The sequence below is a fragment of the Bradyrhizobium sp. USDA 223 genome, from assembly GCF_044909005.1.
In the GTDB taxonomy this organism is placed as follows: domain Bacteria; phylum Pseudomonadota; class Alphaproteobacteria; order Rhizobiales; family Xanthobacteraceae; genus Bradyrhizobium; species Bradyrhizobium yuanmingense.
On sequence record NZ_JBIYDR010000001.1, the window covers coordinates 5407659 to 5422074 of the forward strand.

General features: G+C 65.9%; 14 protein-coding genes. 8 read left to right on the forward strand and 6 right to left on the reverse strand.

Going from position 1 to position 14416, the window contains the following annotated elements; genetic code table 11:
* The first annotated feature begins 44 nt into the window (after positions 1-44).
* From ABIA40_RS25095 to ABIA40_RS25130, 8 genes are all read left to right on the forward strand, one after another.
* The gene (locus tag ABIA40_RS25095) at positions 45-491 is read left to right on the forward strand and encodes a hypothetical protein (RefSeq protein ID WP_404543715.1); all 447 of its coding nucleotides are present in this window, start codon (positions 45-47) and stop codon (positions 489-491) included.
* Between the two features lie 76 nt (positions 492-567).
* Complete coding sequence (locus ABIA40_RS25100) at positions 568-849, forward strand: hypothetical protein (protein ID WP_271538801.1); 282 nt, start codon at positions 568-570, stop codon at positions 847-849.
* A 9-nt stretch (positions 850-858) separates the two neighbouring features.
* Positions 859-2286 carry a TolC family protein gene (locus ABIA40_RS25105; RefSeq protein ID WP_404543718.1) on the forward strand — a complete coding sequence of 476 codons (1428 nt, stop codon included), beginning with the start codon at positions 859-861 and terminating at the stop codon, positions 2284-2286.
* Positions 2287-2299: 13 nt separating this feature from the next.
* Positions 2300-3634: a multicopper oxidase family protein gene (locus tag ABIA40_RS25110; protein ID WP_271538805.1), complete on the forward strand. Its 1335-nt coding sequence runs from the start codon at positions 2300-2302 to the stop codon at positions 3632-3634.
* Positions 3635-3666: 32 nt separating this feature from the next.
* Positions 3667-4122 carry a cupredoxin domain-containing protein gene (locus ABIA40_RS25115; protein ID WP_157285276.1) on the forward strand — a complete coding sequence of 152 codons (456 nt, stop codon included), beginning with the start codon at positions 3667-3669 and terminating at the stop codon, positions 4120-4122.
* Between the two features lie 17 nt (positions 4123-4139).
* Positions 4140-4442: a copper-binding protein gene (locus ABIA40_RS25120; RefSeq protein WP_157285277.1), complete on the forward strand. Its 303-nt coding sequence runs from the start codon at positions 4140-4142 to the stop codon at positions 4440-4442.
* 340 nt (positions 4443-4782) lie between these two features.
* Entirely contained in the window at positions 4783-6924 is a 2142-nt protein-coding gene (gene flhA / locus ABIA40_RS25125; protein ID WP_271538810.1) for a flagellar biosynthesis protein FlhA, read from the forward strand.
* Positions 6925-7218: 294 nt separating this feature from the next.
* Positions 7219-7419, forward strand: a complete 201-nt coding sequence (locus tag ABIA40_RS25130; RefSeq protein WP_057027387.1) for a hypothetical protein — start codon at positions 7219-7221, stop codon at positions 7417-7419.
* 280 nt (positions 7420-7699) lie between these two features.
* Here ABIA40_RS25130 and ABIA40_RS25135 read toward each other — a convergent pair whose 3' ends face one another.
* From ABIA40_RS25135 to fliI, 6 genes are all read right to left on the reverse strand, one after another.
* Complete coding sequence (locus ABIA40_RS25135; RefSeq protein WP_271538813.1) at positions 7700-8920, reverse strand: NAD(P)/FAD-dependent oxidoreductase; 1221 nt, start codon at positions 8918-8920, stop codon at positions 7700-7702.
* Positions 8921-9037: 117 nt separating this feature from the next.
* Positions 9038-9997 carry an AraC family transcriptional regulator gene (locus ABIA40_RS25140; protein ID WP_157285281.1) on the reverse strand — a complete coding sequence of 320 codons (960 nt, stop codon included), beginning with the start codon at positions 9995-9997 and terminating at the stop codon, positions 9038-9040.
* A 150-nt stretch (positions 9998-10147) separates the two neighbouring features.
* Entirely contained in the window at positions 10148-11209 is a 1062-nt protein-coding gene (locus tag ABIA40_RS25145) for an anti-sigma factor domain-containing protein (RefSeq protein ID WP_271538816.1), read from the reverse strand.
* 37 nt (positions 11210-11246) lie between these two features.
* Positions 11247-11792, reverse strand: coding sequence for a sigma-70 family RNA polymerase sigma factor (locus tag ABIA40_RS25150; RefSeq protein WP_157285283.1), 546 nt, complete (start codon positions 11790-11792; stop codon positions 11247-11249).
* A 312-nt stretch (positions 11793-12104) separates the two neighbouring features.
* On the reverse strand, positions 12105-12524 hold the full coding sequence (gene fliJ / locus ABIA40_RS25155; RefSeq protein WP_404543723.1) for a flagellar export protein FliJ: 420 nt from the start codon (positions 12522-12524) through the stop codon (positions 12105-12107).
* 121 nt (positions 12525-12645) lie between these two features.
* Positions 12646-13971, reverse strand: a complete 1326-nt coding sequence (fliI, locus tag ABIA40_RS25160) for a flagellar protein export ATPase FliI (protein ID WP_271538821.1) — start codon at positions 13969-13971, stop codon at positions 12646-12648.
* Positions 13972-14416: the final 445 nt, after the last annotated feature.

Genomic DNA, 14416 nt, shown 5'->3' on the forward strand with positions numbered 1-14416 from the left:
AACAAGCGTGTGCAACATTGCCGCGCGAGGAGCCTATCGGCGGGATGTTGATGCGATTGACGCGATCGATGCGGATCAGGGTGGGGCGGATCATCGCCCTCGCCTATCTGTTCTGCGTGCTCGCGCCGGCCGCAAGCCTCGCCTGGGGCAATGCTGCGCCCTGCCTCGGCGACGATGCCCAGGCTGACCTCGTTCCGGCGCATCACCATATGGCTGCGAACCATGATATGGCTGCGAACCCTGGCGATGTTCCGCACGAGCACGCGGGAACGCCTTCGCAGACCGCCGCGAAGGACGCACCTGCCCCGAATCATCACGACGGCAAGGGAACAGTGGGCCCGTGCTGTGCGATGATGTGCGTCAGTGCGCTGCCGGCCGATCTGCCCAGCGTCGCCACGCCGCTCCGGCCGATGTCGACCTGTGCACCCGAGATCGTGCCCAGCCTGAACAGCGCGGCGCCGCCCCAGCACTACCGTCCTCCCATCGCCTGATCTGACACGACGGCGTCGGTTTCGATGCGCGCTTTTGCGCGCGCGAACCTGTGGTCTCCAGATCAGGAATTAAGACATGGTTGCGCTTTCCGGGGCGAAATCTGCCGCATCCTCGGTGGATGATCGACACTCACGTTTCACTTGGCTGCTGCTGGCCTTTGCCGGGCCGACGCTGTCCGGCTGCATGCCGGCAACGACGCACATGGCCAGCGCGGATCCCGCAGATCCGGCGGCGAAGGTGGCCCCCATCGGCTATCGCTCGACCATCGCGCCCTATACCAGCCTGCGGCCTGCGACCCCGGCACCCTGGCGTGGCCGCAACGAGGCGGTGACGCCGCAGCCGAAGCAAGAGCGGTAGGAGCGCGCGATGTCACAGCATTTTGCGCGAGGCCTGCTCGTGCTCGCCGCGCTCGGACTTTCCGGCTGCGCCGCGTTCTCGCCCGACAGCGGCATGAGCGCGGTCTCGGATCTGACGAGCCAGGCCATCAACAAGGACGTCGCCTTCGTGCGCTCGGCCGAGGGCGCCGCCGCGGTCGATGCCCGCGTCCGGCAGCTGCTCTCGCGCACGCTCAGCGTTGACACCGCCGTGCAGATCGCGCTGCTCAACAACAAGGGACTGCAGGCCGCCTACAACGAGCTGGCGCTGGCGGAGACCGAGCTGGTCGAGCAGAGCCTGCCGGCCAATCCGGTGTTCGCAATCTCCCGCATCACCGGCAATGGCGCCAGCGAGATCGAGCGCCAGGTGGTCGGCGACATCCTCGCGCTCGCCACCCTGCCGTTCCGGTCCGAGATCGCCCGCGAACGCTTCCGCGGCGCGCAGCTTCGCGCGGCGCTGGCGACGCTACGGCTCGCCTCGGACGTGCGCCGCGCCTATGTCCGTGCGGTTGCCGCCAACGAGATGGTGGGGCTGCTGACCGACGCGAAGGCGACGGCGGAATCGACCGCACAGCTCGCGCTCAAGCTCGGCGAGACCGGCTCGCTCAACAAGCTCGATCAGGCCCGCGAGCAGGTGTTCTATGCCGAGACCACCGCCGACCTCGCCACCGCGCGGCAGATGGCTGCGAGCGCGCGCGAAAGGCTGGCGCGCCTGATGGGGCTGTGGGACGACGGTCTCGACTTCCGCCTGCCCAATCAACTGCCGCCACTGCCGCGCCGGCCGCTAACCCTTCCCACGATCGAAGCCGACGCGGTGGCGCATCGCCTCGACCTGCAGATCGCGCGGCTGGAGCTGGCCGCGCTGGCGAAGGCGCTGAACCTCACCGAGGCGACGCGCTTCGTGACGCTGCTCGATATCGCCGGCATCTCCCGCCGCACCCAGGATCCGGAAGGGCCGCCGTTCCGCGAGCGCGGCTTCGACCTGCAGTTTCAGATTCCGATCTTCGACGGCGGCGAGGTGCGCGTGCGTCAGGCGGCGGAGACCTACAACCTCGCCTTCAACCGCCTGACCGAGCGAGCCGTGAATGTGCGGTCCGAGGCGCGCGACGCCTATCGCGTCTATCGCTCCACTTACGACATCGCCGGCCACTACCAGCGCGAGATCATCCCGTTGCGAAAGATCATCACCGAGGAGATGCAGCTGCGCTTCTCCAGCATGCAGGTCGACATCTTCGCGTTGCTCACCGAAGCGCGACAGCGCCTCGCGGCGCTGCGCGGCGCGATCGACGCCAGGCAGAGATTCTTTCTCGCCCAGGCCGATCTGCAGACCGCCGTCAACGGCGGCGGCCTACCCGCCGGCGTTGGCGACAATCCAACCACCGTTGCCGCGGCAGCTCCTGCCGAAGGCGGCGGCCACTGAGACGGAGGCCAAGATGTTTTCCCGCCGAGGATTTTTAGGCACCGCCGCGCTTGTCGGCGCATCCGCCATTCAAGGCCGTGTCCAGGCCGCGTCGATTCCGGAAGCACCCACCATGGACAAGGTGGTGATGCAGCCGCCGCTGCATCCGAGCAGCGGCCCGGACTATCGACCCGTGGTCACGCTGAACGGCTGGTCGCTGCCGTTCCGCATGAACGGCGACTGGAAGGAATTCCATCTCGTCGCCGAGCCGGTGGTGCGCGAGTTCGCGGAAGGAATGAAGGTGAATTTGTGGGGCTACAACGGGCAATCGCCGGGCCCGACCATCGAGGCGGTCGAGGGCGACAAGGTCCGCATCTTCGTCACCAACAGACTGCCCGAATACACCACGGTGCACTGGCACGGCATGATCATCCCGAGCGGCATGGACGGCGTCGGCGGATTGACCCAGCCGCACATCCAGCCCGGCAAGACCTTCGTCTACGAGTTCGAGATGAAGAGGAGCGGAACCTTCATGTACCATCCGCATTCCGACGAGATGGTGCAGATGGCGATGGGCATGATGGGCATGTTCATCGTGCACCCGCGCGACCCGAACTTCCGCGCCGTCGACCGCGACTTCGTGTTCGTGATGAGCACCTATCGTGTCGACCCCGGCACGTATCTGCCGCACGTCAACGAGATGACGGACTTCAACATGTGGACCTGGAACGCGCGGGTCTTTCCCGGAATCGATCCGCTACCGGTCAGGCTCGGCGACAAGGTGCGCGTGCGCATCGGCAATCTCAGCATGACAAACCATCCGATTCATTTGCATGGCCATAGCTTCGCCGTTACCTGCACCGATGGCGGCTGGATTCAGGAGAGCGCGCAGATTCCGGAGACGACCACCGACGTCCCCGTCGGCGCCATCAGGGTGTTCGACGTGCTCGCCGACAATCCCGGGGACTGGGCGTTCCATTGCCACAAGTCGCACCACACCATGAATTCGATGGGACACGACGTGCGCAACCTGATCGGCGTGTCGCGCAAGGACCTCGCCAAGGCCGTCGGCAAGCTCGCGCCCGACGGCATGGCCATGGGCTCGACCGGCATGGCGATGGGCAACATGGAGATGCCCACGCCCGACAACACGCTGCCGATGATGACCGGCACCGGCCAGTTCGGGCCGATCGAGATGGGCGGCATGTTCACCGTGATGAAGATCCGCGAAGACCTCGCGCGCGACGATTACCGCGATCCTGGTCCGTACAAATTCCCGCCAGGCACCGTCGCCTACGAAGTCGCCGCACCCGCCCCGGAGCCGGCGCGGCAGAAATCCGGCAGTCCGCCGATGAAGCACAAGATGTGAGCGTTTCGATGAACCACCAACCGGAGACTACGATGAAGACCACGATCAAGCTCGCCCTCGCTCTGGCTGCACTTTCGACCGCGCCGGCCTTTGCGCACGACAAGCACGGGCACGGAAACTATTCAGCCGGCGAGCCCGGCGATCCCAAGAAGCCCGCGCGCACCATCGAGATCCTGATGAACGAGATGGACTACACGCCGGCGAAGATCGAGGTGAAGCGCGGCGAGCAGATCCGATTCGTGCTGCGCAATGTCGGTAAGGAGGACCACGAATTCCTGCTGGCCACACCTAAGGAGAATCTCGCGCATGCGGAGCAGATGAAGAAGCATCCGCACATGGAGCACGACGAGCCCAATGCGGCGCGGCTTGCCCCAAAAAAGACGACCGAGATCCTCTGGAAGTTCAGCAAAGCCGGCACGTTCGAATATTCGTGCCTCATTCCTGACCATCGCGAATACGGCATGGTCGGCCAGGTCACCGTGAAGTAACGCGAAAGGAGATCCACATGACCCGCATCATCCGTATCGCTTCGGCGCTGGCGCTGACTCTCGGCCTTGCGACTGCAACCCTCGCCGCCGAGGGCGCCGCGATCAGCGGCGAGGTGAAGAAGATCGACGAAGGCGCCGGCAAGATCACGCTCAAGCACGGACCGGCGAAGAGCCTCGGCATGGAGGACCCCATGACCATGGTCTATCGCGTCAAGGACGCGGCGATGCTCAAGCAGGTGAAGGTCGGCGACAAGATCACCTTCGAGGCCGAGGAAGCGGCGTCGGGGTACACGGTGACCAAGATGCAGAAGGCGAAGTAGCCCTCCGTGTCATTCCGGGGCGCCCGCAGGGCGAACCCGGAATCCATTCCTCGACCAACTCCGCCGCACGATGGATTCCGGGCTCGATGCTCCGCATCGCCCCGGAATGACAACCCGATCCCGAAACATCCCCTGCCGTCCCCTTCCCACCCCCTCGTTAACCCTTTGCTAACCATACACCGGGCAAAAATTGCCGGGTAAAGTCGAGTGTCGTCAGCCGCGTAGAACGGGAGCTCCCGTGGACGCCAGTGCGGTGCCTCACTTTCGGAACGGCGGCCCGTCGGCCGCCGCGCAGACGTTTGGGGCGCGCGGACGGCAGGCGCGCGGGGAGGCAGCTACCATGGTCGACGTCACCGCGGGACAGGGCGTAGGCGGCGCGAAGCCCGGCATCCCCTCCCTCAACGACATCGTCACCGTCCTCAAGCGCGGCGACATCGCGCTGGCGCTCGGCATCCTCACTATCCTGGTGGTGCTGATCCTGCCCCTGCCGGCGATCGTGCTCGACGTGTTCCTGGCGATCTCGATCACCCTGTCGATCCTGATCCTGATGACGTCGCTGTTCATCCAGACGCCGCTGGAGTTCTCGGCCTTCCCGACCGTCCTGCTGATCTCGACCATGCTGCGGCTGTCGCTCAACATGGCCTCGACCCGCCTGATCCTGTCGCACGGGCACGAGGGCACGGCCGCGGCCGGTCACGTCATCGAAGCCTTCGGCAACTTCGTGATGGGCGGCAATTTCGTCATCGGCATCATCGTCTTCGCCATCCTGATCATCGTCAACTTCGTCGTCATCACCAAGGGTTCGGGCCGCATCGCCGAGGTCGCCGCGCGCTTTCACCTCGATGCCATGCCCGGCAAGCAGATGGCGATCGACGCCGACCTTTCCGCCGGCCTGATCGACGAGAAGGTCGCCAAGGAGCGGCGCAAAGAGCTCGAGGACGAGAGCGGCTTCTTCGGCGCCATGGACGGTGCCTCCAAGTTCGTCCGGGGCGACGCGATCGCCGGCCTCCTGATCGTCTTCATCAACGTCGTCGGCGGCATGATCATCGGCGTCGCGCAGCAGGGCATGTCCTTCGCCGACGCCGGCCGCACCTACACGCTGCTGACCGTCGGTGACGGTCTCGTCACCCAGGTGCCGGCGCTGATCGTCTCGACCGCGGCCGGCCTGCTCGTCTCCAAGGCCGGCGTCTCCGGCGCCGCCGACAAGGCGCTGATGAAGCAGTTCTCCGGCTATCCGCAGGCGCTGGCGATGTCCTCGGCGGTGATGCTGGTGCTGGCGGCGCTGCCGGGCATTCCGACTCTTCCCTTCCTCGCGCTCGGCGCCGGCGCCGGCGCGCTGGCCTGGAACGCGCGCAACCGCAACCGGGTGACGGCCAAGGCCGAAGCGGCCGCCCAGGCCGCGCCCGCTCCGGGAACGCCGGGTGCGCCAGGGGCTGCCGCGACGGAAGAGCCGATCTCGGCCGCGCTCAAGATCGACGACCTCAAGATCGAGCTCGGCTACGCCCTGCTGCCGCTGGTCAACGGCCCGGACGGCACCGACCGACTCACCGAGCAGATCAAGGCGCTGCGCCGTTCGCTCGCGATCGAGATGGGATTCGTCATGCCGGCGGTGCGCATCCTCGACAACGTCCAGCTCGAGGCCAACACCTACATCATCAAGATCAAGGAGGTCGACGCCGGCACCGGCAAGATCTGGCCGAACCAGTTCATGGTCATGGACCCCGGTGGCAGCCAGGTGCAGGTGCCCGGCATCCACACCACCGAGCCGACCTTCGGCCTGCCCGCGACCTGGGTCGATGCCAGCCTCAAGGAAGAGGCCTCGCTCAAGGGCTACACCGTCGTCGACGCCGCGACCGTGCTCTCGACCCATCTCACCGAGCTGCTCAAGGCCAACATGTCGGACCTGTTATCCTACGGCGAGGTGCAGAAGCTGCTCAAGGAGCTGCCGAAGGAGCAGAGCGAGCTGGTCAAGGACATCGTCCCCGGCCAGGTCACGGTCTCCGGCATCCAGCGCGTGCTGCAGCTGCTGCTCGCCGAGCGCATCTCGATCCGCGACCTCTCGACCATCCTCGAAGGCATCGCGGATTCGCTCGCCTTCTCGCGCAACCCCGCAACCATGGTCGAGCACGTCCGCGCCCGCCTGGCGCGGCAGATTTGCGCGCAGAACACCTCCTACGCCGGCTATCTGCCGCTGATCGCACTGTCGGCGAAATGGGAGCAGGCTTTTGCCGAATCCATCATCGGCCAGGGCGAGGAGCGGAGCCTTGCCATGCAGCCCTCGAAACTCTCGGAATTCATGACCGCGGTGCGCGAGGCGTTCGAGCGTGCCGCCCGCGAAGGCGAGGCGCCGGTGCTGGTCACCTCCGCTTCCATTCGGCCCTTCGTGCGCTCCCTGGTGGAACGGTTCCGGGCCCAGACCACCGTGCTGTCGCAGGCCGAAATCCACCCCAGGGCGAGGCTGAAAACGGTCGGAAGCATCTGATTTGCCTTAAGAAGCCGTGTGTTTTTCAGCCACAGGCAAATGGTTTTTGAGTTCCTGGCGCCTTGTCGACCAAGGCCTCAAAAGCCCGGCAATAGGCTCATTACAGCTTTGAAATAATTATATAAAAGAACGATCAAGGGTCGACTTTGATCGCGATCTATCACGTCATATCACGCCCTTGTGATGGCCCCTTGGGAACGAATCCCCCCAATACTAGGTTGATGGGCACCGGAAGCATGAACCTGCCTCAAACGGCCGGCGACTACTTCGGGTAGATGGCGGCAGGAGGCTTCCATGAACCACTCGATCTACAGCGCAGATCGCGCGACCCATTTGAAAATCGTGGTCGTCGCCCTCGTCGCAGGGGTCGCGGTGGCTGGCCTCGGCATCACGGCACGCTCGGGTTCGGATGAAGGCCTGACCCAGACCGCCCACGTCATCAAGGCCGGCAAGCCGGTCGTTGTCACCAGTTCGAACGCGTCCCTCGTTCGCTAAGGAGATCTGACGAGTTTTGTGAATTCACGCGGCTCTTTACCAGCCCCCCAAAGTCGCCACGTGGATATGTAGACGACCCCAACCCCAAGTCGACTACAGAAAGCGCCCGCCCCCCACGGGCGCTTTCCCATTTCTGGTACCTCGTCATTGCGAGCGCACGCGCGTCCAATTCGTCATTGCTAGCGCAGCGAAGCAATCCAGACTTGCCTCCGCGGAAAGACTCTGGATTGCTTCGCTGCGCTCGCAATGACGGAGCAAGCGGCACGGCCCTGCCTGCCAACTACCTTCCCCCATACGTCGGCGGCGGCGCCTGCACGGTCGGAGCGGCCGCGGCAAACAGCTCGTCCTTGCGCCCCGAGAGCGGCGGATAGATGCGCTTGCGGTTGATGGTCTCTTTGGTCGCCTTTGCCTCCGCGCCTGTGGCACGGACCTCGCGATTCCATCCTTCCGTATAGAGCGCGCCCCAGCCGCCGAGATCGAGCACAGTGACGTACCAGTCGATCCGCAGCGGCAGCATGGGCAAGCCGACGAGATCGGCGACCACGTTGTGGCCGGCGAAGCGGCCCATGGGACGGGCGAACTGACAGGACATCACCGTCGGATGCAACCCGTCGATCACGGTCGAGGCGACGTCGCCGGCCGCGAACACGCCGTCGACATCGGCCACGCGCATGTAGGGATCGACGAGGAGACGCCCGAGGGAATCGCGCCCGCCCGGAAAGCTCGCCGCCAAAGGGCTTGCCCGCATGCCCGCGCACCAGATCACCGTCCGTGCCGGAATGAATTCGCCCGAGCTCAGGCGCATGCCCGCGGCCTCGATCGCGGCGACACGCACGCCGAGCCGCGTCTCGATGTCGAGCGAAGCCAGGGCCGTCTCGATCACCGGGCGCGCGTTCGCGCCGATGCTGGCGCCGACGCTCGGATTGGGATCGACGAGGATGATGCGGCGGCGGCCGGTGATCCCTGCGCGCGCCAACTGGTCCGGCATCTCGGCTGCGACTTCGATGCCGGTGAAGCCGGCGCCGACCACGACCACCGTTGAATGGCCCGGAGACGGCGCGCTGCGTCCGAGCGAAACCAGATGATCTTCAAGGCGGAGCGCCGCGGCATAGGTGTCGACGTCGAAGGCGTGTGCGGCCAGGCCGGGAATGTCGGGGCGCATCACCGCGCTGCCGAGCGCCAGCACCAGGCGGTCATAGTGCAGCGTCTCCTTGCCGGCGCTGGTGACGAGCGAGATTTCGCGCCGGGCCGGATCGATCGCCTCGACCTCGCCGACGCCGTGGCTGACGCCGATCGGATCGAGCAATTGCGGAAGCGGAAGCGCGACCTCGGCGAGATCGGCCTCGTAATTGCGCACGCGGATATTGTGATAGGGATTGCGGTCGACGAGACGGATCTCGATGTCGCGATCGCTCGCACCGATCTCCTCGCGCTTGCGCGCGGCGCCGATGGCCGCCCACAACCCCGCAAACCCGGCGCCGAGCACGACGATACGCGCCATCTCCGCCTACTGCACTTTCCAGAGGAAAAACTGCGGCCTGCCCGCAGAGACAGACTAGCGCAACAACACGCGCCGACCAAATGCGGCGGCGTCCGCGCCGCTGCACAAAATCGCGATTTATGCCTCGCGCAGCTCCGAGGGCGTCGTGCCGAAGCGCTTGCGGAAGGCGCGGTTGAAGTAGGACAGATCGGAGAAGCCGGAGGAATGCGCGATGTCGCTGATCTTGCGCATCCTGGCGCGGGGATCGCCGAGCAGCTTGCGCGCGTGGAGCAGGCGCTGCTCCAGCACGAATTCGGTGAAGGTCGTGCCGGCCTGCTCGAACAGGCGCTGGGCCTGGCGTGGGCTCAAGCCAGAGCGCGTCGCAACTTCGGCGAGGCAGAGATCGTTGCGGCCGAGTGCGGCCATCACGTCGGCGCGCATGAGATCGAGGCGCGCCGCCGCCTGCCCGCGACCGCGTGCGCGGCTTGCGTGCTCGGCATCGGTGCCGAGCAGGAGACCGACGAGATCGACCATGTGCTGCGCGGTCAGGCGCTGGCCGACCGCATCGAGATGCGGCGCGTGATTGGCGGCGATCGCGTGGTAGCGGAAGATGGTCTCGGCGACCGCGCCGTCGACGAGCACCTGCGAGAGCTTGTCCTCGGCGCGCGGATTGATGTCGAGCAGTGCACGGCGCGGCATGCGAATGCTGGTGAAGCGGTCGGCCTCGGTGTGGCCGACGGTCCCGGTCACGCTCATGTCGACAAGCACCATCTGGGCGGGCGCGAGCTCGACGGTGTGGCCGTTCTGCCCGACGCGGACGAGCCCTGCGTGGGCCGCGATCAGGACGAGATCGTCGCTGCCGTCGGCAAGTTGGCTCTGCGTGCGGGAATATTGCGCCGAGGCGCCTTCCGGAATGGCGAGCGTGATGTTGTCGACGACGCTGATCTGCAGCCGGCAATCGATGCTGTCGCCATGGCTCGGCCCGATATCGAGGCCGCAGCGACCGACGGCCCGCTCGCGCCAATGCTCGAAGGCCGGACCGTGCGGCAGGCCTGCATATTGGTGAAGGAAGATGCCCGGCGTTCTCGCTGCATCCATCTGATTTTCTCGCCCTTTCCGGCATCACCGACTTCAAATTCCGGGGATTTGACGCCGCGGAGCGAGCGGAGGTTCAAATCGGGGGCGGATTCGGGGGCACTTGTCGGGCTGCGACAGCGGGATGGACCGTGGCGACAGTCGCCGTGGCACCTATTTCTGCGCGGGCGCCTGCGGTTGGGACGGCGGCACGGTCTCGATCAGCTTGCCGGAAAACACCGGGGCGGAGGTCGGCTGGCCGTTCGGCGAGCCGCCCGCCTGCTCGACGGTGACGGCGAAGGTCGCGCTATTGACGACCTCGGCATCGTAGGAGGCGAGCAGTGGACGCGCGGTGAAATCGCCGGCGCCGATCACGCCGAGCGAGCGCGGGCGCGGCAGCTTGTCCGAGATCAGCCAGAGCTCGAAGCTCTTGCCGGGCTCCGGCGTCGCGCCGACCTTCCGCACCGTGAAATTCCGCGTCGCGCCGTCGATGGTGAGGATGAAGGCGGGACCGCCGCCCGAGCCCTGCAACAGCGCGACATATTGCGCGGAGGCGGCGAGCGGCGCGGCCGGCGTCTTCACCTCCACCGTCTGGATGCGCGGCGGAGGACGCAAGGCGCCCGGCAGCGCATCGGGCAGGAAGATCTGCAGCGACAGCGTCACGAGCAGCGCAGCCGCGAGCGCACTGAGCACCGATGCGACGGTGCGCCAGCGCTTCACCCGGCCCTCGAGTCGAATCACATTGCTGTCGTCGGCGAGCGGCGCTTGGGGCGCACGGACGACGTTGGCATCCGGCGCATGGACTTGCGGGATGAATTGCGGCGCGATGTCCGGAAGAGCATCAGGATCGGGACGCGGCGCCTCAGGCGGCCCGGCTTCGGGCTGCAGCATCTCCGGCGGCTGCGAACTCTCGGGCGGAGACTCCGCAGGTCGAAGCGAGAACGTCTCGGGCACAGGCGGCTGTGGTGGCGCCGAAGCTTCGGCAGGCGCAGGCGGCTCCTGCGCGGCGGTCGTGCGCGCGATCTCCGCCCTGATGTTCTCCCACACGATCGGACGCGGCTCGACCGAGCCGACCATCTGGTTGAGCACGCCGAGCCGATAGGCCCAGGCCTGCACGATCTCGGCGAACGCCGGGTCCACCGCCATCATGGTCTCGACCTGCGCGCGCTCGTCGGCGCCGAGCGTTCCGAGCGCATATTCCGCGGCGAGCGCGATATGGTCCTCCGTGTAGGCCATCAATTGCAGTCCAGAACCACCCTCATCATCCTAGCGCTCACAGTCCGAGGCACTCCCGGATATCCAGCATGCTGCGCCGCAGCCACGTCTTCACCGTGTTGACGGGCGCGGCGAATTTCTCCGCCAATTGCTCGCGGCTCCAGCCGTTGTAATAGGCGAGCAGCACGAGCCTCTGACGGTCCGGCTCGAGCCGGCCGATGCATTCCAGGAGCCGCTTCAGCTCCTCGGTCATCTCGCGGCGCGCCAGCGGATCGGGACTTTCGGCCGCGACCTCCATCGCCTGAGGCTCTTCCTCGATGGAGGCTTCCGACTTCTTGCGGACGATGTCGATGGCGCGGTTGCGCGCGATCGAGGCCATCCACGTGATCGGCGAGGACAGGGCCGGATTGAACTGGCCGGCGCTGCTCCAGATCTTGACGTAAGTCTCCTGAATGACCTCCTCCGCGAGATCCTGCCTGCGCAAGATACGGAGCACGACGCCATAGAGTTTCGCGCGCGTGGCGGCGTAGAGGCGCTCGAACGCGGCCTGATCGCCCTTCGCCACCGCCTCAATCAACCCGACCAGCTCCGCTGGCGTCAGCATTCAGCCCCCTGGACCGCGGTCCGTCGCTTCCCTTCACCTCTCCCCGACGGGGAGAGGTCGATTTGCGCAGCAAATCGGGTGAGGGGGCGCAGGGCAACGGGAAACCGTCACCCCTCACCCGGCGCTCCGCGCCGACCTCTCCCAAGGGAGAGGCGGGCACCGCCGTCGCTGACACAGCATTCATTCCCGCCACCATAGCGCCGGGCCAAGCCGACCACCAAGGGGCGCGGCGCCACACTGTGGACAGCACATGCGAAAACCCGGACCTTGCGGGTCCGGGTTTTGGCAATTCCTGGAGGGGCGGCTAGCGGCTCAGGCGACGGCGCCGATGCGGGCACGCATCAGGCCGATGCTGTCGAGGTCGGCCTGCTCGCGGGCGTTCTCCTCGGCACGCTCGCGGGCCTGGTCGCGCACGTCGAGCAGCTCGACCTTTTTCAGCTCCTCGAAGGCCTCGGCCAGTGCGGCCTTGGCTTCCTCGAGCTGGCCCTTGAGTTCGTCGGCCGAACGGGTCAGGTTCTCGCGGCGCTGGATCGCGGCTTTGGCGTAGGTCGGGTAGGCGAAGTGCGAGGGATCGTTGATCCCGGCGCGCTCCTGCTCGGTCTGGATCTCGCGTTCGAGATCGACCGACATGCGCTGGAAGTCGGCGATCATGGTCTCGATCTGGGTGACCCGGCGGCGCTTCTCGTCGACCTGAAACTTCTTCAGGCGGATGAGGGTATCTCGTGACTTCATCGACTCGTACTCCCCAGAAGTCCCCCCGCTGCACGTGGGACGATACCGGTCACCCCACGGGCCCGATGGGGGCCCAGACCGGCTCTGCTACTCTGTGGGATCGGATGATGACCGGACAAAGTTAGCGTTCCGTTTCCAAATTGCCGAGGATTTGCGCCAATTGGCGATAGCCCTCCGCGAGCGACGCCTTTTCGTCCTTGCGCTGGCGCAGGAAGGCTTCCAGCGGCTCGTTCAGGCGGATCGCCTCGTCGACCTCGGGACTGGAGCCGGCGCGGTAGGCACCGAGACGGATCAATTCCTCCATGTCGGCATAGGTCGCCATCACCTGGCGGGCACGCTGGATGACCGGCCAGAACTGCGGATCGGCCGATTTCGGCATCGTGCGCGAGACGGATTTGAGGATGTTGATCGCAGGATAGCGGCCGCGTTCGGCGATCGAGCGCTGCATCACGATGTGGCCGTCGAGGATGCCGCGCACGGCATCGGCGATCGGCTCGTTATGGTCGTCGCCGTCGACCAGCACCGTGAAGATCGCGGTGATGGCGCCCTCGCCCAATCCCGGCCCGGCACGCTCCAGCAGCTTCGGCAACTCGGTGAAGACGGTCGGCGTGTAACCCTTGGCCGTCGGCGGCTCGCCGGCAGACAGGCCGATCTCGCGCTGGGCCATCGCAAAGCGCGTCACCGAGTCCATCAGGCAGAGCACGTCCTTGTCCTCGTCGCGAAAATATTCGGCGACCGCGAGCGTCAGGTAGGCCGCCTGGCGGCGCATCAGCGCCGGCTCGTCGGAGGTCGCGACCACCACGACCGAGCGCGCGAGGCCCTCCTCGCCGAGATCGTCCTGCAGGAATTCCTGCACCTCGCGGCCGCGTTCGCCGATCAGCCCGATAACGCTGACATCGGCATCGACGTTGCGCGCCAGCATCGACAGCAGCACCGACTTGCCGACGCCGGAGCCTGCGAAGATGCCCATCCGCTGACCGCGGCAGCACGTGAGAAAGGTGTTCATGGCGCGCACGCCGAGATCGAGCGGGCTGCCGACGCGCTTGCGCGAATGTGCGGGCGGCGGCGTATTGCGGAACGGCATCGGCGAAGGGCCCTGCGGCAGCGGCCCCTTGCCATCGATCGGCTCGCCCAGCGCATTGACGACGCGTCCCAGCCAGGCCGCGGACGGCCGCACCTGGTTGGCGGCATTGGCGATGACCGCCTTGCAGCCGCGGCGCACACCCTCGAGGCCGGCGAACGGCATCACCACGGCATTGTTGCCGGAGAAGCCGATCACCTCGCACGGAATGGTGCGGTTGGCGCCGGTCTCGATCACCAGCCGCGCGCCGACCGACATCGCGTGGATCGGGCCGGCCACCTCGACCATCAGACCGCGAACGCCGACCACGCGGCCATAGATGTTGATGCCGTCGATGTCGCCGATCTGTTCGGCCAGCGCCTTCATAGGGGGGCCTTCATCAGCAGCGCGCCTTCATATGAGGGCCCTCATGAGATGGTCGCCTTCGGTGATCCCGGGACATCACGGTGAAAACCTTAAGTTTCGCCATATTTCTGAACGGCGCTTAACTTCGTGTTTACCCGCATCATTAATCATTGCGTCACTGTCTTTGAGACTGAGCGTGGCTCCCCTTCAGAAGAAGGCTGAGTCGCGGGAGTCGGTTAGGCCCGTCTCTTAAAGTGGAGCTTGAACGGAATCGGGTAACGAAAGCTGCTTCGCGCACAAGACCTTAGGGCGATTCGACAAAAATTGCACCGGGGGGACTTGCGTTCCAGAATCAGACTTTGTTAACCATCTGTTGTCAGGATCCGAATCAGTTGTTCAAAGGCGTTTTGTTGAGTGCCGCGAATGCGGCCGACCTGACGCCCAGGAGCGGCGACTATGGGGAACT